The sequence below is a fragment of the Halotia branconii CENA392 genome (genome assembly GCF_029953635.1).
GTDB lineage: Bacteria > Cyanobacteriota > Cyanobacteriia > Cyanobacteriales > Nostocaceae > Halotia > Halotia branconii.
The window spans coordinates 532,398-557,777 of sequence record NZ_CP124543.1; the positions used below are offsets into that span (position 1 = coordinate 532,398).

Genomic DNA, 25,380 nt, shown 5'->3' on the forward strand with positions numbered 1-25,380 from the left:
TAGTTTAAGGGAACAAGCACCAGCAATCACTCTATCTTATGGATGAATACATTGTCTTTTATCTATAGAGATTGATTAATAAACTTGTGAATAAATTTGAGTTTGCTAAAAACTCAACTTGAATTTAGTTGTCTGTATAAGAAAAACTTTTTTAATATCAATCAAATTTTAGACTATGCCTGTTGAACGTAATGCCATATTCATGAGGGTTTTTTGAGAGTTAGTTTCTGGACTATCCTCATGGGTTTGACGTTGGACATAACTGCCATCAGGTTGTAAATCCCACGCTTGACGGTTATCTGCTAACATAATTCCCATAATTTCTTGCAAATCTTTGGCAATGTCTGAGTCTTTAACTAAGGTGATTACTTCTACTCTGCGGTCTAGGTTACGACGCATCCAGTCAGCACTGCCAATATAAATTTCTTCTTGTTCGTTGTTATAGAAATAAAAAATTCGGGAGTGTTCTAAAAATCGACCGATAATGCTGATGACGCGAATATTTTCACTAACATCTTTGAGTCCAGGACGCAAACAGCAAATACCCCGAATAATTAAATCAATTTGTACTCCAGCGCGGGAAGCTTCGTATAAAGTAGTAATAATTTGTGGGTCAACTAAAGAGTTCATTTTGGCAACAATGCGCCCAGAAAACCCATTTTGGACATTCTCCATTTCACGATGAATTAATGATAAAAAGCGATCGCGCATATTTACAGGTGCAACCAGCAACTCTCGATAAGACTTTTGCAGAGAATAGCCTGTTAAAAAATTAAATATATCTGTAATATCAGCACCCAATTCTTCCCGACAGCTAAATAATCCTAAGTCTGTATACAGTCGCGCTGTTTTGGGATTATAGTTGCCAGTGCCAATATGCACATAACGACGCATCCGATCTTTTTCTCGCCGCACCACTAAAACAATTTTGCTATGGGTTTTGAGACCAACTAAACCATAGACAACATGAACGCCAACTCTTTCTAAACGTCTCGCCCAGTAAATATTATTTTCTTCGTCAAACCGGGCTTTTAATTCGACTAATACAGATACTTGTTTTCCATTTTCGGCAGCAGCAATTAAGGCGTTAACTATAGGCGAATCTCCTGAAGTCCGGTAAAGAGTCATCTTAATCGCTAACACATTCGGATCGTGAGCAGCATGGGTAATAAATCGTACTACTGTTGCTGAGAATGATTGATAAGGATGGTGAACCAGCAAATCCTTTTCCCGAATCACAGCAAAAAAATCCTTACCTTCTTCCATATCCAAGGCATCTGGACTTAAACTCGGCTCTTTTAGCCGTTGCAGACGGGAATGGACTACAGACTGGCGTGGTGGATCTTTGAGTTCTGGCAATGGTAATGCCATGAAATACATTAAATCCCGCAGTCCTAAAAGACCATCTACTTCATAAACATCACTTTCTGTCAATTCTAAATCTTGCAACAATCTAGAACGGATGGCTTCAGGAGTCTGGGATTGAATTTCTAGCCTAACTGGAGTTCCACCCATGCGGCGTTTTCGCAGTTCTTGCTCGATCGCTAGCAATAAATCATCGGCTTCATCTTCTTCTAAAGCCAAATCAGCATCGCGGGTAATCCGGAAAGGATGATATTCTTGAATATTCATTCCCGGAAATAAAGACTCTAGATTGTGAGCGATCGCCTGTTCTAAAGGTACACCTGTCCAGTTAACGGGTTGTTCGTTTTCCTGAATCCCTAACTCTGGGGGTAAAGGCAAAAATCGCGGCAAAACGCTAGGGACTTTGACTCTAGCAAAAAATTCTTCTTCGGTATCGGGGTTTTTGACCACAACTGCCAAATTCAAGCTGAGATTGGAAATGTAGGGAAAGGGATGGCTAGGGTCAACAGCCAAAGGAGTTAAAACCGGAAATATTTGGTCTTCATAGTAATTATCCAAATAAGTCCGCTGTTTTTGAGACAAATTAATGTAATCGAGGATATGAATCCCGTGACTTGCTAATAGCGGTTGTAATGCTTGGTCAAAATGTTGGTGCTGTTTTGTTATCTGAGGAACGAGGGTAGACCGAATATCATCTAACTGTTGTTGTGGTGTCCGTCCATCGGGAGTTAACTGGCTAACTTTTGCTTCTACCTGTTGTTTCAAAGCCGCAACCCGCACCATGAAGAACTCATCTAAGTTGGAACTAAATATTGCCAAAAACTTGAGCCTTTCAAGTAGTGGCGTTCTGGGGTCACAGGCTTCATGTAATACCCGATTGTTAAACTCTAACCAGCTTAACTCGCGGTTAAGATAATATTGTGGATCGTTCAAATTGATGGGAGTAGCGCTCTTTTTCGATTTCGGCATGGCGATCGCAGGGTAGCCAGGTGTAGCCCAGACAACTGGAGAACAATAAATATAGTAGATGAAATCGGGCGATCGCTTCTAGCCCTAGATTATACATATCTAAGGTTTTTGGGCTGGTTCATTGTCCTTAATTTCTTTAACTGCGGCTGCAACTGGTAACTTGAGATTTTGGTCGTAGACGAAATCCTTACTAATTGCTACTTGGAGATTAGGTAAAGTTATGCCGTTGGTGATGCCTTCTTGAGCCGGAACCCTTAATGTGTAGTTACCAACAGGAACGCCATCTAGACGATAAAGACCAAATTGGTCAGTCATGGTTGTAGAAACTCGTTTTCCTTCGGCATCAATTAGCTCTACTTCCACTTCTGACATCGGTTGGCCAGTAACATCGGTGATTCTACCTGCCATACCATACTCTAAGTTGGCAGGGAAATCTAAGCGAGTTACAGCAGAACTTGCCACCTCAGCTACTATAGTTGTTTTCTTCAAGGAAAGTTCTACAGGTAATTGTTCTGGTTCAATTTCAACTATATAGACACCTTCTGGTAAATTACCAACGAAGAAGTTCCCTTGGGAATCAGTTTTGGCTGCACCAGCGCTTTGGTTGCGGTTATTGAATACCCGGACAATAGATCCACTTAAATCAAAACCTTGTTTTTTTCCTTCTACTAAAATTCGCCCAGCTATTCCCCCTCGATCTTTACCAATAGAGATATAGTTAGATGGAGCCATTCTGCCACCAGCAAAAGATAAATCTGATACTAGCGAAATTGTTAAGCGATCATCACCAAAACCGCCAAAAAGGTTTCTAGTTCTAGATGGAATGCCTTGATACTCAGCTCTTGCAAATAAACCAGGTAGAACCTGCATACTAGCACCTACAATTGGCCCAACATCTCCATCACTATATGCCATTCCTAAACGCCAACTCAGACCTGATAGACTGCGAGCATTACGATTAAGCGTCATTGTATAACGATTGGCTAAATTACCACCAAATTCGCCGCCCAATGATAGTAAATAATCTCGGTTTAAGTTATAGCTAAAATCGCTTGTATAAACATCACCAAAAGTATTAAACGACAGTCTACTATTTCGTGTTGGTTGATAAAAAGCATTGAATAAATAGCGCCCTTCAATATCAGGTCTACCTCTCAAAGATAAGCCTGAAAAAGGCCTCATATAGAAAGTTGGTGCAATGTGAGCAGTAGAGTTACTTTGATCTTGGTAATTGCGAGTAATAACTCCTAGATTAAAATCGTTATTAAACTTATATTGAAATTCCAGACTATGGTTAAAGCGATCGCGCGATTGATTACTATACAGATATCCCGATGGAAATAATTCTGAATTACCGATAATTTGTAATTTATCTAACTGAATATCTAAGTCTGCTGTATAACCAATTCCACCGCGAGATGTACCAACACTAGCAGCTAAAATTGCGGGATTAGCTAAACGCCAAACTAAGCCCGCTTGGGCTTGTGTTGTATCGGGTAAAACTTGTAATGCCCCTTCTAATGTTAAATCATTAGAAATACCTTGGCGCACCTGATAAAATGCCGCAAGTTTACCTGAGTCAACAGAATTAAAATCATCAAACAAAGTATTTTGGATTAAGTTTCCAGTTAAGCCTAACCCTCCTAGTTGAAGAGTTCCACCAGACGGTAGTAGCAAATCAGAAACATTAATCCTCAAAGAACGAATTTCAACTGGTAAATTTGGATTGTTTCGGTCAAATACTAAAAGTTCAATGTCGTTAGTTTGACTTGGAGGCAAATTGACATCTATAAATTCGTATTCTCCACTCAGTCCTACTTGCTGTTGAGCAACTATAACTCCGCTAACTCTTAACTGTACAAAACTTGCTGGTGGAACTACACCCCGAAATGTTTGTACAGGTTGAGAGCGTCTAGGTAAAAGCTCATTAGCGTTGTAAGCTGTAGAAAATCTACTTTTGGGTAGATTAGTATAACCAAATTGCGCTCCGGTTAAGTTAACGCCATTAATTAGAGGATGTAAACTGATTTGTTGTCGTCCCACCTGATAAAGAAATTGACCAGAACGCTTAAAGAAAAAGTATTCAGTAATGTCAGGTTGGTTAACAAAATTGTTATCTAAACGTACTCGCCATGCTCCGTCTAATAAACGTCCTCCTAAAAGAGTAGAACTACGCCAGCTTGTGTCTCCAGAATTGTTGGTAAACTGTAACTCTTGTCTGAGATTTGAAAGCCCACTACTAGCAGGTCTAACTTCTGGTTGCAATTCAGCTGCTTGAGAACTAGATTGTCCATCACCTCTTCGCCAAGGTACATCCACAATCAAAGCTAAATCTGCTGAATTTAGTTCAATATTTGTAGCTAGTTTTTCGCGTAAAACAATATCACTGATATATGTAACACCGTTAATCTCTTTGAGATCGTCATCTGCGATCGCAACTACTCCTAAAGGAGTTTTAAGTTGGGTTTTACCGTCTATGTTTTCAACGGTAAATCCAGTAAGTTGGGCAAAATTTAATAATGGAAGTAATAATATTTTTCCCTCTTGCACAACATCTAAACTGCCAACTTCTCGCTGGTTAATGATTACTCCCAGTAATAAATTTTGTGATGTGGCTAAAATATTATCACTGAGAGTATTTGTCGAATCATTATTTTTTTCTACTGGGGTTTCTTTGGTGTCAGTAGTAATCGATTTTGGCGAGGCGACTGGTAATGTGAGATTTTGAGCAACTACTTGTTTTCCCATTTGTTCCTGAGAGCAGGACTGTAGTAAGTCATTTGGGGAAAATTCAGCTGTTGATAATATTTCTGGTGCAGCAGGCGCGGCGATCGCTTTTGCAATTATCTCAGATTTTTTGCTATTGTTATCATCCAGCGGTGGTTTGCAAGAAACATTCTCAGACTGTAAGATTGTAACTGTTGGGGGTGGTGTTGGGTTTTGGTAGAACATATTTAAACACAAAAATTCCTACAAGCAGCCTAGAAAGCTTCTTGGCTGCAACATGATTTTTAAGAAAAACAAAAAATAACCCAGTTGCCGGGAAACTCAAAGCTTTGAAACTGCAAAAACTATTTACTACGAAGAGAGTTTCGGAGGTTTCGCACAGCCGGTTTAACTTGAGCCTCGATAGTATTAGCTACTGGAACTGTAAATGGAATACCTTTGTTGATGGCTACACCACTCAAATCTCCATTAATGTCTAATACGTAATTTCCAGGCGGTAAATTTTTGGTAATTGGTAGCTGAAGTTGACGGCGGTTATTAGGTAGTACTGGTGAAAAGGGTAAATATCCTGCGTCTACTACATTTTCTGGGAGCTTGGCATTGGGCTTGTCTACATTAGCTATAGGTTTTGTAGCCTCAGAACCGGGATATTTAGCAGCAGGCCAAATGGCATATTGACCATTCAATCGCACATAAGCATTACCTTGATTAGAAACGTCAAATACCGCGTTTTGAGTTTTCTTTTTGGTGTCTACAGCTACAGAATTAAGTACACCAGTTCTTTTTACGTCTCCGACATAACCATAGATGACAACACCTATTTGAGAGATGACCCTCATTTTGGTTTTAGGGTCAACTTGATTTTTAGGAGAAACTTCTTGGAGATAAAGTACAGCCCGGTGTTCTCCTGGTTTGGGTTGGGTTTTAGGACGAATTGCAAAGCGGATAGTTTGGGCGCCACGTGCAGGAATTATAAATCGGGAAGGGGTAAAAACAATCCACTGGTCTAAAGATTCCGCAGTGGGTGCAACATCTTGTAGTTTGTTGTCTTGACTCATCACCCAAGACCGAACAAAAGCCTTAATTTCTACTGGTTTGGAAGAAAGGTTTAGAAGGCGAATAGACTGAGAACGAGTATTTTTGCTATTGATTTCTAATTCAAATCGGGAGGGAGTTACACCAACATTTAGTGCTGTAGCAGGTGGCATTCCCAGAGCTAACAACCCGATTGCACTTAAGGCTATATTTCTAAATTTTGGAAACATCTGCAATGAAATGATTGATTTTTGCACACACTATAAAGACGCTATTTCTTGATGGAAATCAGAAACTTAGTGTTGATTTATTGTCACCGTCAAATCGCCACCATAAGCACCAGCTGACTGAGCTGTTGAGAGATCCATTTTTAAGCGAACGCCTCCCTGTATCAGCGCTGTATTGCTATTTTGATCGCGAGAAACTTCAATGATAGGCAGTGGTTCTAAAGCAACTGAAACAGCAGATTCAGAACGCCTATCATTACTAACTGCATTGCTTCGACCATTTTCAGCTCTAATTTCATAAGTGGCATTCAGAAAACCCACTTGCTCTAGGGGAACTCGCATTTGCCAAAGTGCTGGCAATTCGCGGGTGATAATAGTATCGAAGCGGGGAGGAGCTAGCAAATTCTCCTGGGCAACTGACTCAGTGACAGCAGCAGGTGAAATTTCTGATGGTGCAAGAGGAGGAATTACTAGTTTTTGAGGAGTCGATAACTGATAAATTTCCGTAGGCTCGGCACTACTGAATAAATATTGTGCTAGAGTTTGGGGCTGGTGCAGTAAAAGAAGCGCTGCGATTGTGCCCAAGCAGCTAATGACTTGATTCCGTGACATATTGCTGACATCACAGTTATGTGTATTTGGTGAATTTTGGAAGGTTAGGGATTACAAAAGACTTCCAAAAGGGAGGTTGTAGGGAGTACTTTCAGTACTAAAAATCTAATAAATGGAGGCTATGAAGAACAGGATTTAGTTGCACATCAGTAGCCTCGATTTAATTTAGTTAGCGCTTTGCTGAATCCTAGAATGAGGTATAATTAGAGAGTCTAATCTTCTAATAATTTTCCTTCGCTAAAATCAGCAATATCAGCCATAGAGAAGTAGCTGTTACTCAGCAGTAGCTGTAACTGTAATTTCGCCTCCAGTATAAGCACCTGCGTCAGAGATACCACCGGAGCCATTTAAGTTCAGGCTCAAAGTAACACCACTAACAAAGGGGTTGATTAAGCCAGGTACATTAGCGAAATTCATCATAGGAGTAACGCCGGCAATTTGGATTGTTGCACCATTAGTTGCGGTGAGAGTAGGAGTTTTTACAGTGGTAGCAACTGTAACACCATTGCCGCGAGGGCTGTTAGACCATATAGCGAACACCTCTGGGATGTCCTTGTTAACTTGGAGGTTTCCTCCTGTTAAATAAAAGGGTGATGTCTGATCCAGTCCACTGGTGGTTCCATCTGCTATACCAGATTTATCTGTACCAAAAAATCCGGTTCCACTTGTATTTAGTGTTGCAGCGGTTAAATCTGTAGGTAGAATAGATACATCAATGGTGTCAACAGTTCTCAAATATAGTACTTCAGGTACAGTTACTTGAACATTGACATCACTAGAACCTGAAATTTGTGCGTGGGCTGGTGCAGCGAAAATGGTGCTACCCAAAGCGGCGGCACTGGCGGCAATAATGGCTACAATTTTGCTCTTCATGATCAAAAATTTCTCCCTATTTCTGTGTTTGTGTTAGTTCTGATACTTTGCTGGGCAAATAAATTGCCTAAACCTTAAAAATCTTGTGAACGCTAAACTACAATCAATCAATTTGGTTTATCACTGAATTTTTTTGTTTTACACATCACCTCCTTAAATAACCCACAATTCTGTACCATTAGTCCCGTTGTTGGCAGTGAAGAACAGTCGCGTACCAACGACAGTCAGCTTCGCAGGATTAGCATTATTTGTAGAGTTGATATTGCTCATCTTGCGCGTACCTAAAGCTGTGCCGTCACTGCTCCACACCTCCCTATTGTTGCTAGCATCAGATGCTGCAAAGTATAAAGTGCCATTAAAATCAACGAGACTAGTAGGAATACTGTTATTTGGTTCGCCACCCACCCAAATATCTTTTACCAGTTCGGCATTGGTGCTGTTGCTTTTCCATAGTTCCAAGCCACTGTCAGAGTTATAACCAGTAAAGTAAAGAGTAGTGCCAACACCTGCAAGATTGAATGCACCGATACCAGAAATATCACTGTTTATTTGTGTAGTGCCTGTACTAGTACCGTCACTCTTCCACAGTTCTTGCCGAAAGTCACCATTGCTATCTGTAACAAAATACAGCGTATTCTCAACGGCGGTGAGAAATGCCGGTGCAAATCCATTTTTCCCAGGTGTAATATCTTTAACTAAACTAGCTGCTCCAGCTTCGTATTTCCAAACCTCAACCCCGCTTGTACCATCATTAGCTGTGAAGTACAGCGTACTACCAATAGCAGTAAGATTACCAGGGGATGAGCCAAGTCCTCCCGACCTGATATCAATAACTTGAGTGCCATTGGTGCTACCATTGCTTACCCAAAGCTCTTGACCAAATTCGGGGTTCTGGGCTGTAAAATACAGCTGACCGTTAACATTGGTGAGATTCGTCGGATCAGAACTGTTAGCACCAGAGTAAATGTCTTTAACTAAAGCAACTGTTGTACCATTGTATGACCACAATTCAGCACCATTCGTGCCATCTTTAGCAATAAAGTAAAGCCTATTACCGACAACAGTCAGATGATCTGGGCTAGAACTAGCAGCACCAGGATTAATATTACTGAGCATCTGTGATGTAGTGCCGTCGTACACCCAAAGTTCTCTACCGTTGCTGCCATCGTTAGCAGTGAAGTAAAGCTTATTATTGAAGACAGTCAAATTACTGGGATTAAAACCACCAGGATTAATAGTAGTGATGCGGGTGTTAGTACTACCATTACTCTTCCACAGTTGCACATCATTACTACCATCATTGGCAGTAAAGTACAAATCGCTACCCCATGCTGTCAAATTATCAGGGTCAGAACTAGCTGTCCCTGGATACACTTCGAGCATTTGAGTTCTGGGATTTTGAGAAACATTTAGGGTGTAGAAACTGTTGGCTAAACCAGAGGTGTAAACACGAATGTAGTAAGTGCCTGTATTCAAATTGGTATTGATAGTTTCATCTGAGGTTCCTCCCATAGCAGATGACTGAATCACAGTACCACTGCTGTTAAGTAGTTGAACATCTGCATTGTCAATTAAATTTTTAAGAGTGAGACGAAACTCACTATTGATATTGAGACTAAAACGGTAGTAATCATTAGTATCAATATTGCCAACAAAATCGTTGAAACTTTGGGAACCAGATAATGTACCGATATCTCTGGCTGTGGCTCTAGTATTAGGAGCTTGGTCTGTCCCTATTGCCATAGCGGAGGCAGAGAGAGTGTAATTAGTAGCTACACCCGTCTCAGGAGTTACCAAAATGTAATATGTGCCGGAGTTTAAGCTGCGTCTAATCGAGTCTACAGCCGTTCCCGACAGATTAGAAGATTGAATACCATTTCCTGAGCTATCAAGTAGTTGTAGATTTGCATTTGCTGTTGCTGGGGTTAAAGTAAAATCAACTAAAGCAGCAGTAGCTAAATCAAAGCGGTAATAGTCTTTGTCATCACCAGAATTGACAAAGTCTGAGAAGCTTGTAGCAGTGGTATTTAAAGGGTTAATATTGCGAGCCGCTGTCAACGTATTCCCAGCATAATCGTCTGGGTCTGGGGTCAAAGAAAGCTGCAAGTTATAGTTTGTAAAATTACCTGCACCACCAAGATATACCTGAATATAATATGTGCCAGCTGCCAGATCACGAACAATAGACTCTGATGCAGTGCCGACTTGATTTGAAGTTTGAAGAATATTTCCAAAACTGTTGCGTAGCTGCAAATCAGCATTGGCTCCTAGCCCATTTAAAGTGATGCCAATATTGCCGTTATTTGCTAGGGTAAATTTGTAGTAGTCACTGCTATCTTTAATTGCACCTGTAGCACCTGCGTTGCCTACAAAATCAGTGGTACTGTAGCTAGTGTTGATACTATTAAAAGTACCAATATCAAATGCAGTTGATATCAAATTATCAGAACGTCCGCTTTCTTGAACGACTTCGGCTGATAAGCTAAGATCATAAAAAGTGTTACTGCCACCACTACCCAAATAAACCTGGGCGTAGTAAGTACCAACAGCTAAGTTAACTCGGAGTGATTCCGCTGTAGTACCAGATTGAGAAGAAGTATAAATAGAGTTGCCAGTACTGTTTAGCAGTTTTAAGTCTGCATTGCTGCTAAGGTTATCCAAACCTAAATTAACAATGCTAGAACTGCTAAGGGTAAATTTATAAGTATCGGAGAGGTCTGAACCGCCAATAGAATCTCTAAATATGTTAGTAGTGCTGGTTAGAGAACCGCCAATATAAGCTGCTGTATCTAAAGCTGTGGCTGTACTACTTCCTGGGTCGGTAAATCCTGAATAAGTTGCCATAAATATTTAATATTTTCTATAGAAATTCAACATCAACCATTAGCTACAAATTATTTGTAGCCATGCAATACAACTTCACTACTGTTCGTCAACCAATAATTACTGTTACTGCTGCCAAATTCCTGGTTTGTTTTATGAAGATATAACCTGCTTGGAAATAGGATTTTTGCTTTCGTAACGTGTTTGTATGAGGTTTGCTTGGTAGATGTCAAAGTTTGAATTTTTGAGTTTTAGCAAGTGAATAAAACCTTGGGATTCTAACTTAAATGTTTTTTTTACAAATTTACGAAGTTATACACGAAGTAACTTGTGTATTATGTGTCTATTTTAGATTTTTGCTGTTTTTTAGGTTATTTCCTTCTGGATTAAGTGCAACTAGAATTTAACTCCTGTAGAAAATGTCTAACCACAGTAAAACTACTTAAAATGTAAAGTATGAGTGATTTATAGTACGATATGCAGTCCAATCGCTTTCGGTCGATTTGCTTGATCAAGAAAATGGCAGCGTACCGCATCACGTAACATTTCTTTTAAGCTAGTAATATCATCAGCTTGAGTAAAAATTGATTCACCCAAAGCCTTCGCCGTGTAACCACCTTCTGGGTCTTCTTCAATTAAAAATATGATTTCAGTCGCTGTATTTTTCACTATGGTTATGCTGACGTAGAAGTTTTACCTCAACCATAATTTAACATTCAAAAAGATTTACTTTGATAACATTAGATCTTCTCTGCATTGCTTTATGTTCCAGGCTACTCGTCGCCGTCTGGCTATTTGGTACACTGCTGTCACCGCTGTATTACTCCTCCTATTCGCTAGTGGAGTGTATTTATATGTCCGCAGTACATTAGTGGAGCGAGTTGACGATACCCTCAATCATGTAGTGGAAATTGTCGAGCGTTCTTTGGTAATTGAACCAGTTGACGATGAACCTGAGCAGTTTCGCATTAATGTAGAAGCCAGTTTTCGAGATAATGCTGACACCGTAGAAGATGATCACATTGATTTAGAATGGTTCAGTCCTACTGGTAAGTTGATTTGGTCAACTTTATCGGAACCTCTAAATATTCCTATTCATGGCGATCGCACTGGTGAAACAGTTCGTGTAGTAAAGTCAGATAGGGAGATAGCAAAATGGGGAGATTCAGCACTTTTATTGCGACAAGTAACCCAGCGTGTACAAGTCGGACGGCAGGTTTTGGGATATCTGCGTGTAAGTCATCCTTGGTTTGAAGTTACTAAACCTAGTCGCCAGTTAATGATTGATTTGGCATTAGGTACTTGGTTAATGGTAATTTCTGTAGCTGCAAGTGGCTGGTTTCTTTCGGGTAAAGCGATGGAACCTGTAGGCGAATCTTACCAACGCCTGAAACAATTTACCGCTGACGCTTCTCACGAACTTAGAAGTCCTATTGCTTTGATTCAAACTAATGTACAAGTTGCTTTGGCTGATTTGGAGTCAGCACAAGCAGAAGCGACTACTTCCATAAACTATCGCCAACAGTTAAAGTTAGTAGAACGACTAACTCAGCGTTTGGGTAAGTTAGTCAATGATTTACTATTTTTAGCACGACAAGATAGTGGTATTAGCAAAGATAGTTTTTCACCTTGTCCTCTAGATGCCTTGTTGATGGAGGTGGTGGAGGAACAACAATTGTTAGCTAGTGAAAAAAAAATCATTCTCACTTTAGACTTAGTTGATCCTTCCACTTCTACAACTGATCCTAAATTGTTAGAAAATTGGTTCACACTTATAGGCAAATGGGATCAATTAGTGCGGTTATTCACAAATTTAATTGGTAACGCCTTGCAATATACGCCAGCAGGTGGAAGAGTGAATGTAGAATTGATGCGTATAGAGGCCAGCAATCGCGTTTCTAGAATCCGTTACACCACCGACCAGTTGCAAATTAAAGTTACTGATACAGGAATTGGGATTCCAGTAGAAGCAATTCCACGCTTATTTGACCGCTTTTATCGAGTAGACCCAGCACGTACCCATAAAACGAGAAATACAGCTACAGACAGTACTACAGGCTCAGGTTTAGGATTAGCGATCGCTCAAGCTATTGTCGAACATCACCAAGGTCAAATTCAAGTAGAAAGCAATATCGGCAAAGGCACTACTTTTATTGTCAATTTACCAATAACCCTAGAGTATTAATTAAATATTGAGTATTTGTTTCCTGTGACAGATGAAGATAAATAACTTTACACACTAACTTAGATTACAAAGATTACAATATTCAGCCAATATCTAACAGTTGGCTATTACTACTCGTAATCTTCAATAAGTAGTACTAACTGCTAGCTTTAAGCTTGGCAAAACGCATCTACGACAGAATTTTGGAGGATTAAATGCCAATAAGTATAAGAAAAGATGTAGCTTACATTTTACTCAAAAAAATTAATGAAACTGGGCAGGGAATGCACGAAGTTGAGTTTAATGAAGCTGATTTATTAGGTAAAAAAATAACACCAGCCGAATTTTTGGGGCATTTAGATTACTTAAATCAACAGCACTACATTAATGCTGAATTTACAGGTAATGCCTACGGTAAACAAGAAGATGTTCCTGATTTTATTAATCCGCAAGAGTTTGAGATGAGAATCGCCAATACCTATGCGTCACAGGATGGTCCTCTGCCTCACTTGATTACCTTTAAAAAAGCTGAACTCACAGAAAAAGGACGCAAAATCCTAGAGGAAATGGAAGCTAATCCACCCGAAAGTTTAAAGAAAGGTTCATCGACTCCCATTGCGACGAAAGATATGCCTTTTTTAGAAAAGGTGATGGCCAAGAGTGGACTACCCGACGTTTATGATGCTAGAGATATCACAGAAGTAACATATCGGGTAATGCGCGATTTAATGACTACAGAAGCCGCCGACCGAGTTGAAAGTGAACTGCACAAACCAGCCGAGATTACCGATGATAAATCGGTGCAAATGGAAATCGCTGATTTGTGGCATGATACAAATCCAATTGTGGGATTTTTAAGTCGGGTGCGTCCACCTTGGCAAGGCCCTGGTATTTTTAAAATTGATAGCGATCGCTTTTTATTCAGAGTAGCAAATGAAGGTGGTATGCCACAAAATGTAGACCGTGAACAAGTAATCAAAGCGGTATTTTCTGCTACTAAGGATGAATTATCCTCAGAAAGGATTCAAGAAATAGCAAGTTGGTTGCCTGATAAAGTTCGTCAACTTTGGGAAGAAGCTTAAACTAGGCTGAAAGTCGCAGTTAACGGTCTATCAACCAAAAATACTGGGTTGAGGCAGGTAGGAGAAGCAGAGGAAGCAGCAATTCGGCTTACTTCGGCTTCGCTCAGTACAAGACGCTCAGTGACCGGAAGCAGGGGGAGAAAAGAACTGGATTTTTTCCCATTAACCCAGCAAATTCATCTTGACAGACCACTATATACATCAGACGCGTAGGCGGTCTTTCTTATTTTCTGGAAAGGCTGCCTACATGGATTTTAAACTCTTCCTTCTCTGATAATTAATTTATTTTCTTCATGCTAAAGAATGAAATAATTATTTTAATTGATATTATTTTCAAGTCTATAGTTAGATAAAATCAAAATCTATAATTGTTATAATTCAATTAATTAATATTGTTAAGTATTCTTTTAAAAAAATTAAACTATACCGTTAAGTTTTAAATACTCTGATTTAATTTTAATTAATTGAAATAACTACTAAATTCTTAATAAAAAAGCCGAGATATTTCTAGGAGCTAACTAATGAATAATATTTTCTCAAATTTTCGCAAGTATGCCGGGTTATTCGGAGCTATTTGTGGAGGATTATTAATTAGTGTGCCAGTAATTCCAAAAGCAGCATTGGCACAACAGACTACTTCTAAAGTTAATCCTTGTCCAAGCATTTACTACGAAGAACCACATAACAATCAAATTTTAACGCCACGCGGATGTCCTCCTAATGCACTAACTCGAAAGCTAGCTGCTCAAGGAACTCTTCCTATGACTCCCGCACCTGCACCAACATCTTCATCACCATATCAAGGAGGAATGAGTGTAGGCGGTGAAGCTCCCCAATCAAGCACTCCTGGGATTAACCCTTGTCCTCGTATTTACTATGAAGAACCATTCAACAGTAGGAATGTAGTACCTCAAGGATGTCCACCTAATGCTCTTACCCAACAGATGCAACAACAAGGATTTACTCCTGGTGTAGTTGTTCCCGTGCGTCCAGCGGTTTCTGTACCTCAACCACCACTACCAAGTCAACGACAAACCGCCAGTACTCAGGTTGCATTGGCAGATGGAAAGGTGAGTATTAGATTAGTGAATGATACTGGGGCTGATGTAACTTACCAAGTAATTGGTGATACGCAATCTCGAATCTTAGAGGGTAAGTCAAATGTGATGTTGCAAGGTTTAAATGCACCAACAACATTGACACTCTACCGTAAAGATAGAGGATTGCTTCAGGTAATTCCCCAAGCTACTTCAACACCGGGAATGTTAGAAGTTAAATTGGATGAAACAACCGACCAAAATATGAATCAAGGTAGTGTCAGGGTTCAAGAAGACGGTACAGTATTCGTTAATTAGGGCTTGCTGAAAAAGTCTTATCGTTGGGATAGGGAACAGGAAACAGGCTGGACAAGAAAGCAGGGGAGCAGGAAAAAATAGGTAATTTTTCTTCATCCCCCTTGCACCCCGCACCCCGAAGTTGCTCCACTTGGGGAGACACCAAGACCGCACTTCTCTTCTGCCCCAATTCCTCTTTCTTATCCCTCTTGTGTCACTCTCGGAAAACAATAATCGAAGCAAGATTCTGAAACTTTTATTGAATAAAGCTTTGAGCCTTTATTTTCTAACAGTAACTAAAATTTGTAGCCTAACCCTGAAGATTATAACTCTGAAAGGCTTTTAAAGATTGGCTTCTCCCAAAGTGACAAAACAGGGTTATACTCAATGCCCTTTTCTATAAACTACTTGACACGCCGCTTCAGCATTTGAGTTAGTCTATCCACCAATAGCACTTCTTTTTTGCTATCTTCTAATGTGCGTGACAATACAATCGCTCTTTCATAAAAATTACGGGCAGTTGGGTAATTACCTAGCTGCTCGTAAATTTGAGCGTAGGACTCAAAAGATTTCAACTCCTCACGCAGATTTTGTAATTCTTGAGCAAGGATGAGACGCTGTTCTAATAAATCAAAAGTACGTTCATAACGACCTACAGCACTATGAGCTATGACTAAACCATCAATTGCTCGTAATTGGTTAGTGCGATCGCGGTTTATTTTAGCAATCCGCATTGCTGCACCATAACTACCAATTGTATCTGAATAGTTCCCTGCTGCGAGATAAGCATCACCTAAATTATTTAAGGTATTCGCTTCACCGATGGTATCACCAGTTTGACGGCGGAAAGTTAAAGCCGTTTCATAAAGCTTAATCGCTTTGTTGTAATCTCCTAGCCTCACTGTTACTAATCCCAAATTACTCAAAGACAGTCCTTCACCTGTAATATTTTTGACATTGTGAGCAATTGTTAGTGCTTCTTGGACTGTTTTACCAGCGGCGACAGGTTCTCCTTGTTGTAGTAGTAAAGTAGCAATGTTGTTGAGGGCAAAAATCTGAGATTGAAAATCTTTAGTATCACGAGCAATACCTAACTGTCGGCGTAATGCATTTTCTCCTTCTTTAAAACGACTCAGTTGGATATAAGCTCTTGCCAGTAAATTATAGGTTAGTCCTTGGGCTTTAATATCGCCAATTGAGTGGTAAATATCAAGCGCTTGCAAAGAAGAGTCAATTGTTTTATCGGCATACCCAGAGGCATACTGTTGTTCACCAATTCGTAACAAGCTATCTGCCTTATCTCTAGATTGTCGCCAACTAGAATTACTTAAAGGTTGGTGGAGTTGTTGGGTGATATCAGCAGCAGATGCTGCTAGGGGATTGAGCAAAGAAGTAAAAAGTAAAAAATAAAAAGTCAGCCGTGCAGCGAGTCCATCACTACGGCGAGGATTTACTAAGTATTCTGTACGAAGGATGAGAGCTAATGACAATAAATGCCGTTGTTTCATAAAAATTAACCCGTGAAATTTCGGCTTTAATTAGAAGGTTTAAGAAGAAGTTTTATTTTTTCGTAATTATCGCTACATTTATACGTGTATATACTTGAACTAAGATTGGACTAAATCTTCGTCCAAGTAGATGGTGCGGATATCTGTAGGTAATTTGTCCTCTAGCATACGATAGCCTTCTTGAAGAAAATTGGCTACTTCGGGAGGCGATATTTTTTCTCCTTCAGCTTGGAGATAGGCAGCGATTCTAGTCTCGCTCCAATGAAAAGTCTGAGCCATTAAGACCATCAATCGCAAAATTGGTGGTAATTGGTCTAATGCCTTTTCGACGTAGCACCATAATGGCGGCGAAGTTGCTTGTAGAGAATAATGAATTGCTTCTGTGGGAGGTACTTGAAGCTCATTGATACAGAAAGCTGTAATGTTAATTAGCCAATTTTGTAGAGTTAAAGCTTCCTGTCCTGATTGGGGTTCAGTTAAATTGAGTCCACCGAGTTCGTAATAGATATGCCGCCAAGTCAGGGTAAACAGATAATCGGCTTGCACAGGCGATCGCGCTGAATGCTGAATTAAGGTGTAGACTATAGGGCTGTAGCGGCAAAAAATCACCGTAAAGTACCTCCCAGCATCTGGATTGCTTTGAAACAAATCCAGCAGTTCTTGGTCACTGTGATGGAACAGCGACTTAACTAGTGGGTGATTAGCTTCCGGAAAATGAGGAATTTGCATAAAACCATTCGGTTGATAGTGGTTAAAATAATATTGGAAATGGTAGTCTTGTAGCTCACCCAGTTTATATTGGGTGTGCTGATGATCATTGCTAAGATTCAGACTACTTTAGTATTGATAAACTAGAAACAAAGACTTAATTTTTAGTCTTTATCGACAATAATAAAAGCGGCTCCTTTATACAATCTTTAATTTGTTCATGGTTATAGCAGTCAGTGCAATGAATATTCTGCTCGCTCCCTTGACTTTAGGTTCTTTTTTGCCTTCTCTGCCCTTGGATAGTCTATTTTCTACTCAAGGCATTATGGTGATGCTGCTAGCAGCTTATGCAGGTGCTATGTGGATGTTTCTCACCAGCGCCCCCAAAGTACACACAGTTATGGTGTCTGATTTAGAGATTGCACGACAGTTGTATGAAGGGCTGCTAGACTTGCCAGCAGCTGAAGTGCCTCTGCACTACTACTACAACTACGAACAAACTATGGGCGCAACCGGGATCGATCCATTGTATATATCCACTAGTCCTAGTTTGTCTGGCAGGATGATGAATAATGCCAATGAAGGATTGTGGTATCAAATGAAAAAAAATACTCAGCTACATGTCATTACTGGAGCGAGTTTAGGCAGCAAAAATCAGCAACGTCACGTTTGTTTTGACCGCGACTGCCTAGACATGATTTTAATGCGAGTAGAAATGCGCGGTTTAAAATTTAAGATTCGCAACCAGAAGCCCCTAAATTTTCTAGTTAAAGATTACGAAGGGCGCATTATTGAAGTAGCTGAAGTAGCGAATTAGTTATAACAGGGAACAAGGAATAGGCTTGAAAGTCTCTTGGTATCAGGGTTTTATGATCAGCTTATGTCCTAAACTATTTGGCAACAACTATATTGGTCATTTGTATAAATATAGATCCAAGTCAATGCTCAGTCAGATTCCCGACTTTTTCAAAAAAGTCGGGAATCTTGTACTTCACGATCTTTTCTACTTATTTCATCAACTCAGTTGTTCAAATTTAAATTTACCTTTTATAAATTTGTTAAAGTATTGACCTGTAGATGATGCATTGTCTAAGTCTTCTTTGATATTAGGAGGTACTTTGAAATACTCATAAACACTGCCACTATCAAATTCAATAGTTAGTATTTGAGTTTTGGCAACATAGCTAAATTGCTTAATAAAGCTACCTTCAGGTTTGAGCAGAGGAAAGGCGATCGCATCGCGAATACTGGCACAATCAGTTAATAACATTACTAACCTGTCAATCCCAATTCCTAAACCACCTGTGGGTGGCATTCCATATTCAAGAGCTGTCAAAAAGTCCTCATCTACACCTTGGGCTTCTAAATCACCAGCTGCTTTTCTTTGCGCTTGTGCTTCTAAACGTTCTCTTTGGTCAATGGGGTCTGTTAATTCTGAGAAGCTATTAGCAGTTTCCCGCCCAACGATAAATAACTCAAATCTTTCTACCAAGCCAGCTTGAGAACGGTGTGGTTTTGCTAAAGGCGAAATTTCCACCGGATAATCAATTACAAAGGTAGGCTGAATTAAGTTTGTTTCTACCTTCTCTTCAAAAGCTAAATTTAGTAGTTTACCAATAGATTGGCATTCCTCTACACCAGGAATAGCAGCATTTTTACTAGCTGTTTTTGCTTCTTCCAAGGTGGGGAACGAATTGAAATCTAAGCCAGTAAATTCTTTAACTACATCGTGCATTGTTACCCGTCGCCAAGGCAAAGTTAAATCTATAGATTCTCCTTGGTAGGTAATTTGCAAGGTTTCAAGCACCTCTTGGGCGACAGTGGTAATAATCCCTTCCGTCAGCGCCATCATGTCGTTATAGTCGGCGTAGGCTTGGTAAACTTCTATGGAAGTAAATTCAGGGTTATGTCGCGTCGAAATTCCCTCATTGCGGAAAATTCGCCCTAATTCAAACACCTTTTCAAAACCACCCACAATCAACCGCTTGAGATGGAGTTCTGTAGCAATTCGCAGATACAAGTCCATTTCTAAAGTGTTGTGGTGAGTGACGAAAGGACGTGCATCTGCCCCCCCAGCTTCACTTTGCAGAACAGGCGTTTCAATTTCTAGAAAATCTCGTTGTTCTAAATAGCGACGAATACCCGCAGTAATTTGGGCGCGGTGGCGGAAAGTTTGCCGCACTTCTGGGTTAACAATCAAGTCAACATAACGCTGACGATAGCGTTTGGCAACATCAGTTAACCCATGCCACTTATCGGGTAAAGGTAAGAGGGATTTGGTAAGGATGGTATATTGTTTAACATAAACAGATAACTCGCCCTTTTCAGTCCGTTTAATAGTGCCTTTGACTCCTAGAATGTCACCTGCATCTGTGAGTTGTTTCAAGTGATTAAAGGCATCAGCATCAATATCTGCCATGCTTTCTTGGATGCGATTTTTATCCAGATAAAGCTGAATTGTGCCGGTTTCATCTTGCAATGTGAAGAAAGCCAACTTACCGAAAACGCGACGTGCCATAATGCGTCCAGCAATGGCAACTTCTAAATCAACTTCTTCACCGTTGGGCAAATCGGCAAATTTTTCTTGCAATTGCGCTGCGTGATGGGTTGATTGCCAACGATAGGCATAGGGATTAGTTCCTAGCTGCTTTAGTTGATCTACTTTTTCTAATCTGGCGGCACGAATATCTTCTTCCGACATGGTAACGAACTCTCAAAGGGCAAGATTAATTATAGATGCTGGAAAAGTAGTCAACACTAATCACGGATTGATAAGGATTGCAAGATGTGACTTTACCCATAACTTTGCCGCCAATAACTCTATAACCCTCATTCTTGCGTCAGCTAATTTTGGATGAAATTGACCGTTTGGAACCGTAACTTTGCCGCTAGTCCAAATTGGATGGTTATGTTGTCTATATTGCTTTGTCCAGTATTTGTCCTATCCTTCACGAACTAAAGTTTATAGTCTGTTTAAAACTTTGGTTCTTTTTGCTGCTGGCGTTTTTCGATTTCGTCGTAGATGGAAAGCAGGCGATCGCACTTCTCTACAATCCGTTTTTGTTCAGTAGTTGGTGGTAATGGAAAAATTGCTCTACGTCCATCTTCTGTACCCAACCTTGGTAAATTTATACCGTCTTCATTGCGTATCTGGATACCTAGTAATGTTGCCAAGGCATTATATCCGTAAGGATGGGAATATCAGCACTTATGAGCTTTCTGTGTTCTTCGCTGTATTTGTGATGTTACAGTTCTAGAATTTGTTTAATGCTCGATGCTTGGGGTTGAAACAGTCTGCTTTTAAAGGTTTGTCTAATAACAAAGGATTCGTGGCGATCGCTATCACTATTTTGGTAGGTTCAACTTATCCTGATCAAATTTCCAATTTGGCAGCAACTGATTCATCAAACCTACAAAGTGATCACCGCGATAACGTTCTCAAGACCGTTTAAGTCCCGACTTTGAAGTTTTTCAATATTGCACAGAGCTAATAACATACGGTGCAAAGAAACTTTGCTTATGTATTCGCTAAGGATATGAAGATATAGCACATATCAGGAACTCGCAAATTAACTTGCTTGCGATAGGTAATTTTATTGCGGTGGATTTTGTTGCTTCTCCCGCTCCTCAACCGCTTTACTCACAATCCGAACCACGAGATTACTGATGGGACGGTCTTCTTCCTGCGCCCATCTTACCAAAGCCTCATGGATATCTTTGGGGAAATATATAGAAGTTTGTACGCGATCGCTCTGGCTCATCAACACTTAAAGGATTTATCGCCAGTTAATCATACCCCAGCATCAGCTACTGAATCTCAACAATGTTTAGCAATGTTTTATGCTAATGTTAAAAACATTGCCATACTTTTTAAAAACGTGTGACAGATTGGTATACAGTTTTTGTCTTAGAAGTCGATGCCATTAGCGACTTGAGCCATGTTAATGACTGGGCTTGCATTGATTGTGGCTAACTCCGCAAATTGGCAAAGTTGCCAGCAGATTTTCTGATACTGCAAGATGATCGAAATTTTTATATGGCGATCGCGTCAAGTGGCAGCAGTACTGAAGAACCTTAAGTTTTAACTACACGAGCTAAGAAATTATTGATTTTCAGGAGAAGTTGGCCTTATGACTCTCAGTTGGTGGTGGGTTGAAAGCTCAACTTCCTATGTGCATATTGCCGATGGCTGGTGTGGGTTTCAACAACCCTCTCAGCCGATGGTGGGTTGAAAGATTTGTACAACTATCTTCTCAGCAATCTCACTTTTACAGCCTTCTATCGTAAAATTATTCATTATGGTGGTTTGAAAGAAGCGCTTCAATGGCATCTTGCCAGAGATGTGCTGTATTTATAATAATTTAATATACAAATGGAGCTAAGCGGATTCGAACCGCTGACCCCCTCAATGCCATTGAGGTGCTCTACCAACTGAGCTATAACCCCTTACAATGCGTTATTTATATTGCCTTAGCTGTTAATGCTTTGTCAAGTTTTTGCTCTAAACCCAACATCATTGTTTAAGAAACTTGCAACAAATAGGTCATACAGTGACCCATCAAAAAGTAAACTACTAGCATGGCAGCAGCAGCTAGAGCTACCAATGTGCCAGCCAGCATCATAGAAAATTCTTTGTTCTCAACGGCTTTTTCCATCAGGTGCAGTGACCATGCCACCAGCGCCACATCAAATAATAAAATAGGAATCAACATATTTCTTAATATTTATTAATACTTGTACACCAATGTTAACACCCTTTTGGAGAACTGTATCTAACTTACGATAGATGTGATTAGTTTTCGATGATGTCTATCTAATTAGGACAATAACCGTACAGGTAGGTGACGATCGCGTAAGTAATTCTTAATTTCTGCCACACTTAGTTGTCCGTAGTGCAGTAATGATGCTAATAGTGCAGCTTCGGCTTTGCCTTCTGTAAGTGCTGTGTAAATATGTTCACAATTGCCTGCACCACCGGAGGCAATGACTGGAACTTGTACAGATTCAGCGATCGCTCTTGTCAGCCCTAGGTCATAGCCAGCTTGAGTACCATCAGCATCCATACTGGTAACTAGCAGTTCTCCTGCTCCTCGTTTTTCTACTTCTTGTGCCCAAAGTAGGGCATCTAAGCCAGTGTTTTCTCTACCACCTCGCACATACACATCCCAGCCTGGGTTATAGGGGTCAATTCTGCGTCTGGCATCAATAGCAACAACTATGCATTGATTACCAAAGCGATCGCTTGCCCGACTAATTAAGTCTGGTTCACGTACTGCCGCAGAATTAATACTAACTTTGTCTGCTCCAGCCCGTAATAAAACTTTAACATTTTCTAATGATTGAATACCACCACCGACAGTTAATGGAATAAAGACCTGTTCAGCAGTGCGGTAAACTACATCAATAATTGTATTGCGATCTTCATGAGTCGCTGTAATATCCAGAAATACTAACTCATCTGCACCAGCTTCGTTGTAAACCTTTGCCAATTCAACCGGATCACCCGCATCTTTAAGATCAACAAAGTTAACTCCCTTTACAACTCGTCCCGCCTTCACATCTAAGCACGGTAAGATTCTTTTAGACAACATAATAACTTTTGCACTCCTGGGTAATTGTCCGGAATTTAAATTTTAAATTGGCGTGCGTATTCCCAAACTAAAATCTTCGCATCCCTTGTTGAATAGCAAGCATGGCGGCAGATATAGCGCTCACACAGTCCTCAAGTCAAAGTTGATAGCTGAATTATGGCGATAATCTCCTCGAAAAAACAGCCTCAAGAACCCAACGGACAACCAAAGCAGCCTCAAGAGTCGGCGAAAGCGTCTCCCAAGGAAAACGTTTTGCAACCTGAAGCTGCTATTGATGAACAAGGTAAGCAAGAAGAGAGTATCCGACCACAGCGATTTGCTGATTACATTGGGCAAAAAGACCTAAAAGATGTCCTGGACATTGCCATTAAAGCAGCCAAGTCGAGAGGTGAGGTGTTGGATCACTTGCTGCTATATGGACCTCCCGGATTGGGTAAAACGACAATGGCAATGATTTTAGCATCAGAAATGGGAGTAAATTACAAAATTACCAGTGCGCCAGCGCTAGAACGTCCAAGGGATATTGTAGGACTACTAGTGAATCTCAAACCCGGAGATATTTTATTTGTAGATGAGATTCATCGTCTTTCGCGGATGACAGAAGAAATTCTCTATCCGGCTATGGAAGATTACCGCTTAGATATCACCATTGGCAAAGGTTCCAGCGCCCGTACCAGAAGTTTACCACTATCAAAATTTACCTTAGTAGGAGCTACAACTCGTGTAGGTGCGTTGACTTCACCATTACGCGATCGCTTCGGCTTAGTACAAAAACTGCGATTTTACGAAGTTGATGAACTGAGCCAAATTGTCTCACGCAGCGCTCAATTTCTGCAAACCCCGGTTACAGAAGATGGTGCTGTAGAAATTGCCAAGCGATCGCGGGGTACACCACGGATTGCAAATCGGTTACTCAAGCGAGTACGTGATTATGCAGAGGTAAAATCATCAGGAGAGATTACCGAAAGTATCGCAGCCGAAGCACTGCAACTATTCCAAGTAGATCCTCGTGGTTTAGATTGGACAGATCGCCAAATGTTGAATGTGATTATTGAACAATTCAACGGTGGTCCAGTGGGGTTAGAAACAATTGCTGCTGCTACAGGTGAAGATACCCAAACCATTGAAGAAGTTTACGAACCTTACCTGATGCAAATTGGTTATTTAAGCCGGACTCCCCGTGGCCGAGTAGCGACAAAAGCAGCATATAAGCATTTGGGCTTTAAACCGCCCAATAATGAACAGTTATCATTGCTGTAATTAAGAGCTAAGGGCTAGAGACTAGGAAGCAGGGGAGGCAGGGGAAGCAGAGGGGCAGGGAGCAGGGAGAAAAGGAGAAAGAGGTAATTTTTCTTTATCCCCCTTGCACCCCGCACCCGGTCACTGAGCGTAGCCGAAGTGCTGCCCCAATTCCTCTTCTCCATGCCTTATGCCCCATACTTCGGCTACGCTCAGTACAAGTGTCCAATGCCCAATGCCCTTATTCATAAACCCAGATGATTAAATTGATTGGTATTGTTCTCAGTCTCGTACTTGTGTTTGGCTGGAGTAGACCAGTTATGGCAGTATCTCAACAGGCTAGCGTAACTCAAGAGCAACTCCAGCAAGGAGATGAGTGGGCAGATCAAGCCTTTGCAGCCACAAATCAGGGCGACTTTGCCAAAGCTGAAGAGTATTGGACAAAGATTATTGAGCAGTTTCCTACTAATGCTGGTGCATGGAGTAATCGAGGAAATTCACGGGTGAGTCAGAACAAGTTACAAGCCGCTTTGACAGATTACAATAAAGCCATCGAACTAGCACCTAATGTTACCGATCCTTATTTGAATAGGGGTACAGCCTTAGAAGGCTTAGGAAAATGGCAAGATGCGATCGCAGATTATAATCATGTCCTAGAGCTTGATCCTCAAGATGCAATGGCATATAACAATCGTGGTAATGCTAAAGCAGGTTTAGGAAAATGGCAAGATGCGATCGCTGACTATCAAAAATCAACTGAAATTGCCCCAAATTTTGCCTTTGCTCGTGCCAATTATGCCCTCGCTCTTTATGAAACAGGTCAAACCGATTCAGCAATTCGCGAAATGAAAAATATAATTCGTAAATATCCCAAATTTGCTGATATGCGTGCTGCTCTCACAGCTGCTTACTGGGTTAGTGGCAACAAAGGCGAAGCAGAAAGTAACTGGGTAGCAGCTTATGGACTGGATAGCCGTTACAAAGACATGAACTGGGTGAAAAATATTCGCCGTTGGCCTCCCAGTATGGTTGCAGCTTTAGATAAGTTCTTGAAATTACAGTAGATGCACGTTTAGGTTATTTTTTCCACCCCCAACGGAGGTATTTACTATAGAAGTATTTT

General features: G+C 40.5%; 21 protein-coding genes and 1 tRNA gene. 7 read left to right on the forward strand and 15 right to left on the reverse strand.

Translation table 11 applies throughout. From position 1 onward, the window contains the following. Nucleotides 1-168: 168 nt before the first annotated feature. The 7 genes from ppk1 to QI031_RS02420 all read right to left on the reverse strand — a co-directional run bounded on the left by ppk1 (nt 169) and on the right by QI031_RS02420 (nt 11,300). Entirely contained in the window at nt 169-2,334 is a 2,166-nt protein-coding gene (gene ppk1 / locus QI031_RS02390) for a polyphosphate kinase 1 (protein ID WP_281483635.1), read from the reverse strand. A 99-nt stretch (nt 2,335-2,433) separates the two neighbouring features. After that, entirely contained in the window at nt 2,434-5,286 is a 2,853-nt protein-coding gene (locus tag QI031_RS02395; protein ID WP_281483636.1) for a carboxypeptidase regulatory-like domain-containing protein, read from the reverse strand. Nucleotides 5,287-5,405: 119 nt separating this feature from the next. Then, nucleotides 5,406-6,326, reverse strand: a complete 921-nt coding sequence (locus QI031_RS02400) for a fimbrial biogenesis chaperone (RefSeq protein ID WP_281483637.1) — start codon at nt 6,324-6,326, stop codon at nt 5,406-5,408. A 66-nt stretch (nt 6,327-6,392) separates the two neighbouring features. Next, entirely contained in the window at nt 6,393-6,935 is a 543-nt protein-coding gene (locus tag QI031_RS02405; protein WP_281483638.1) for a hypothetical protein, read from the reverse strand. 273 nt (nt 6,936-7,208) lie between these two features. Then, on the reverse strand, nt 7,209-7,808 hold the full coding sequence (locus QI031_RS02410; protein ID WP_281483639.1) for a hypothetical protein: 600 nt from the start codon (nt 7,806-7,808) through the stop codon (nt 7,209-7,211). A gap of 153 nt (nt 7,809-7,961) precedes the next feature. Next, complete coding sequence (locus QI031_RS02415; RefSeq protein ID WP_281483640.1) at nt 7,962-10,652, reverse strand: ELWxxDGT repeat protein; 2,691 nt, start codon at nt 10,650-10,652, stop codon at nt 7,962-7,964. Nucleotides 10,653-11,096: 444 nt separating this feature from the next. Continuing rightward, entirely contained in the window at nt 11,097-11,300 is a 204-nt protein-coding gene (locus QI031_RS02420; RefSeq protein WP_281483641.1) for a 2-oxoisovalerate dehydrogenase E1 subunit beta, read from the reverse strand. Nucleotides 11,301-11,394: 94 nt separating this feature from the next. Between QI031_RS02420 and QI031_RS02425 the strand changes: the two genes are divergently transcribed. From QI031_RS02425 to QI031_RS02435, 3 genes are all read left to right on the forward strand, one after another. Continuing rightward, on the forward strand, nt 11,395-12,816 hold the full coding sequence (locus QI031_RS02425; RefSeq protein ID WP_281483642.1) for a sensor histidine kinase: 1,422 nt from the start codon (nt 11,395-11,397) through the stop codon (nt 12,814-12,816). Nucleotides 12,817-13,424: 608 nt separating this feature from the next. Further along, on the forward strand, nt 13,425-13,877 hold the full coding sequence (locus tag QI031_RS31545; protein WP_343217863.1) for a DUF2267 domain-containing protein: 453 nt from the start codon (nt 13,425-13,427) through the stop codon (nt 13,875-13,877). Between the two features lie 521 nt (nt 13,878-14,398). Continuing rightward, nucleotides 14,399-15,232, forward strand: coding sequence for a hypothetical protein (locus QI031_RS02435; protein ID WP_281483644.1), 834 nt, complete (start codon nt 14,399-14,401; stop codon nt 15,230-15,232). A 383-nt stretch (nt 15,233-15,615) separates the two neighbouring features. Here QI031_RS02435 and QI031_RS02440 read toward each other — a convergent pair whose 3' ends face one another. Then, complete coding sequence (locus QI031_RS02440; protein WP_281483645.1) at nt 15,616-16,719, reverse strand: tetratricopeptide repeat protein; 1,104 nt, start codon at nt 16,717-16,719, stop codon at nt 15,616-15,618. A gap of 99 nt (nt 16,720-16,818) precedes the next feature. Next, on the reverse strand, nt 16,819-17,448 hold the full coding sequence (locus QI031_RS02445) for an RNA polymerase sigma factor (protein ID WP_281483646.1): 630 nt from the start codon (nt 17,446-17,448) through the stop codon (nt 16,819-16,821). 199 nt (nt 17,449-17,647) lie between these two features. Here QI031_RS02445 and QI031_RS02450 point away from each other — a divergent pair, with 199 nt between their 5' ends. Then, complete coding sequence (locus QI031_RS02450; RefSeq protein WP_281483647.1) at nt 17,648-18,244, forward strand: glyoxalase-like domain protein; 597 nt, start codon at nt 17,648-17,650, stop codon at nt 18,242-18,244. Nucleotides 18,245-18,442: 198 nt separating this feature from the next. Here QI031_RS02450 and lysS read toward each other — a convergent pair whose 3' ends face one another. After that, entirely contained in the window at nt 18,443-20,128 is a 1,686-nt protein-coding gene (lysS, locus tag QI031_RS02455) for a lysine--tRNA ligase (protein WP_281483648.1), read from the reverse strand. Between the two features lie 272 nt (nt 20,129-20,400). Continuing rightward, the gene (locus QI031_RS02460) at nt 20,401-20,601 is read right to left on the reverse strand and encodes a restriction endonuclease subunit S domain-containing protein (protein ID WP_281483649.1); all 201 of its coding nucleotides are present in this window, start codon (nt 20,599-20,601) and stop codon (nt 20,401-20,403) included. An 86-nt stretch (nt 20,602-20,687) separates the two neighbouring features. Between QI031_RS02460 and QI031_RS02465 the strand changes: the two genes are divergently transcribed. Then, nucleotides 20,688-20,879, forward strand: a complete 192-nt coding sequence (locus tag QI031_RS02465) for a hypothetical protein (protein WP_281483650.1) — start codon at nt 20,688-20,690, stop codon at nt 20,877-20,879. Nucleotides 20,880-21,020: 141 nt separating this feature from the next. Here QI031_RS02465 and QI031_RS02470 read toward each other — a convergent pair whose 3' ends face one another. The 4 genes from QI031_RS02470 to hisF all read right to left on the reverse strand — a co-directional run bounded on the left by QI031_RS02470 (nt 21,021) and on the right by hisF (nt 23,018). Then, nucleotides 21,021-21,188 carry a ribbon-helix-helix domain-containing protein gene (locus QI031_RS02470; RefSeq protein ID WP_281485913.1) on the reverse strand — a complete coding sequence of 56 codons (168 nt, stop codon included), beginning with the start codon at nt 21,186-21,188 and terminating at the stop codon, nt 21,021-21,023. Between the two features lie 612 nt (nt 21,189-21,800). Further along, nucleotides 21,801-21,873, reverse strand: a tRNA-Ala gene (locus tag QI031_RS02475). Nucleotides 21,874-21,947: 74 nt separating this feature from the next. After that, a complete protein-coding gene (locus QI031_RS02480) occupies nt 21,948-22,139 on the reverse strand; it encodes a hypothetical protein (protein WP_281483651.1) in 192 nt (63 codons plus the stop codon). Nucleotides 22,140-22,244: 105 nt separating this feature from the next. After that, on the reverse strand, nt 22,245-23,018 hold the full coding sequence (gene hisF, locus QI031_RS02485) for an imidazole glycerol phosphate synthase subunit HisF (RefSeq protein WP_281483652.1): 774 nt from the start codon (nt 23,016-23,018) through the stop codon (nt 22,245-22,247). A 156-nt stretch (nt 23,019-23,174) separates the two neighbouring features. On the opposite strand from hisF, the gene ruvB reads away from it, so the two are divergent. Together ruvB and QI031_RS02495 are read left to right on the forward strand one after the other, a co-directional pair. Beyond that, nucleotides 23,175-24,278 carry a Holliday junction branch migration DNA helicase RuvB gene (ruvB, locus tag QI031_RS02490; protein ID WP_281483653.1) on the forward strand — a complete coding sequence of 368 codons (1,104 nt, stop codon included), beginning with the start codon at nt 23,175-23,177 and terminating at the stop codon, nt 24,276-24,278. 236 nt (nt 24,279-24,514) lie between these two features. Further along, complete coding sequence (locus QI031_RS02495) at nt 24,515-25,321, forward strand: tetratricopeptide repeat protein (protein WP_281483654.1); 807 nt, start codon at nt 24,515-24,517, stop codon at nt 25,319-25,321. The last annotated feature ends 59 nt before the right edge of the window (nt 25,322-25,380 follow it).

Excerpts from the sequence above, each read along its gene's own strand:
- QI031_RS02495 (WP_281483654.1), top strand. The coding sequence starts at position 24,515 with ATGATTAAATTGATTGGTATTGTTCTCAGTCTCGTACTTGTGTTTGGC.
- QI031_RS02395 (WP_281483636.1), bottom strand. The coding sequence starts at position 5,286 with ATGTTCTACCAAAACCCAACACCACCCCCAACAGTTACAATCTTACAG.
- ppk1 (WP_281483635.1), bottom strand. The coding sequence starts at position 2,334 with ATGCCGAAATCGAAAAAGAGCGCTACTCCCATCAATTTGAACGATCCA.
- QI031_RS02415 (WP_281483640.1), bottom strand. The coding sequence starts at position 10,652 with ATGGCAACTTATTCAGGATTTACCGACCCAGGAAGTAGTACAGCCACA.
- QI031_RS02425 (WP_281483642.1), top strand. The coding sequence starts at position 11,395 with ATGTTCCAGGCTACTCGTCGCCGTCTGGCTATTTGGTACACTGCTGTC.
- QI031_RS31545 (WP_343217863.1), top strand. The coding sequence starts at position 13,425 with ATGCCTTTTTTAGAAAAGGTGATGGCCAAGAGTGGACTACCCGACGTT.
- lysS (WP_281483648.1), bottom strand. The coding sequence starts at position 20,128 with ATGTCGGAAGAAGATATTCGTGCCGCCAGATTAGAAAAAGTAGATCAA.
- QI031_RS02400 (WP_281483637.1), bottom strand. The coding sequence starts at position 6,326 with ATGTTTCCAAAATTTAGAAATATAGCCTTAAGTGCAATCGGGTTGTTA.
- hisF (WP_281483652.1), bottom strand. The coding sequence starts at position 23,018 with ATGTTGTCTAAAAGAATCTTACCGTGCTTAGATGTGAAGGCGGGACGA.
- QI031_RS02435 (WP_281483644.1), top strand. The coding sequence starts at position 14,399 with ATGAATAATATTTTCTCAAATTTTCGCAAGTATGCCGGGTTATTCGGA.
- ruvB (WP_281483653.1), top strand. The coding sequence starts at position 23,175 with ATGGCGATAATCTCCTCGAAAAAACAGCCTCAAGAACCCAACGGACAA.
- QI031_RS02440 (WP_281483645.1), bottom strand. The coding sequence starts at position 16,719 with ATGAAACAACGGCATTTATTGTCATTAGCTCTCATCCTTCGTACAGAA.
- QI031_RS02445 (WP_281483646.1), bottom strand. The coding sequence starts at position 17,448 with ATGCAAATTCCTCATTTTCCGGAAGCTAATCACCCACTAGTTAAGTCG.
- QI031_RS02470 (WP_281485913.1), bottom strand. The coding sequence starts at position 21,188 with ATGAGCCAGAGCGATCGCGTACAAACTTCTATATATTTCCCCAAAGAT.
- QI031_RS02480 (WP_281483651.1), bottom strand. The coding sequence starts at position 22,139 with ATGTTGATTCCTATTTTATTATTTGATGTGGCGCTGGTGGCATGGTCA.
- QI031_RS02450 (WP_281483647.1), top strand. The coding sequence starts at position 17,648 with ATGGTTATAGCAGTCAGTGCAATGAATATTCTGCTCGCTCCCTTGACT.
- QI031_RS02405 (WP_281483638.1), bottom strand. The coding sequence starts at position 6,935 with ATGTCACGGAATCAAGTCATTAGCTGCTTGGGCACAATCGCAGCGCTT.
- QI031_RS02410 (WP_281483639.1), bottom strand. The coding sequence starts at position 7,808 with ATGAAGAGCAAAATTGTAGCCATTATTGCCGCCAGTGCCGCCGCTTTG.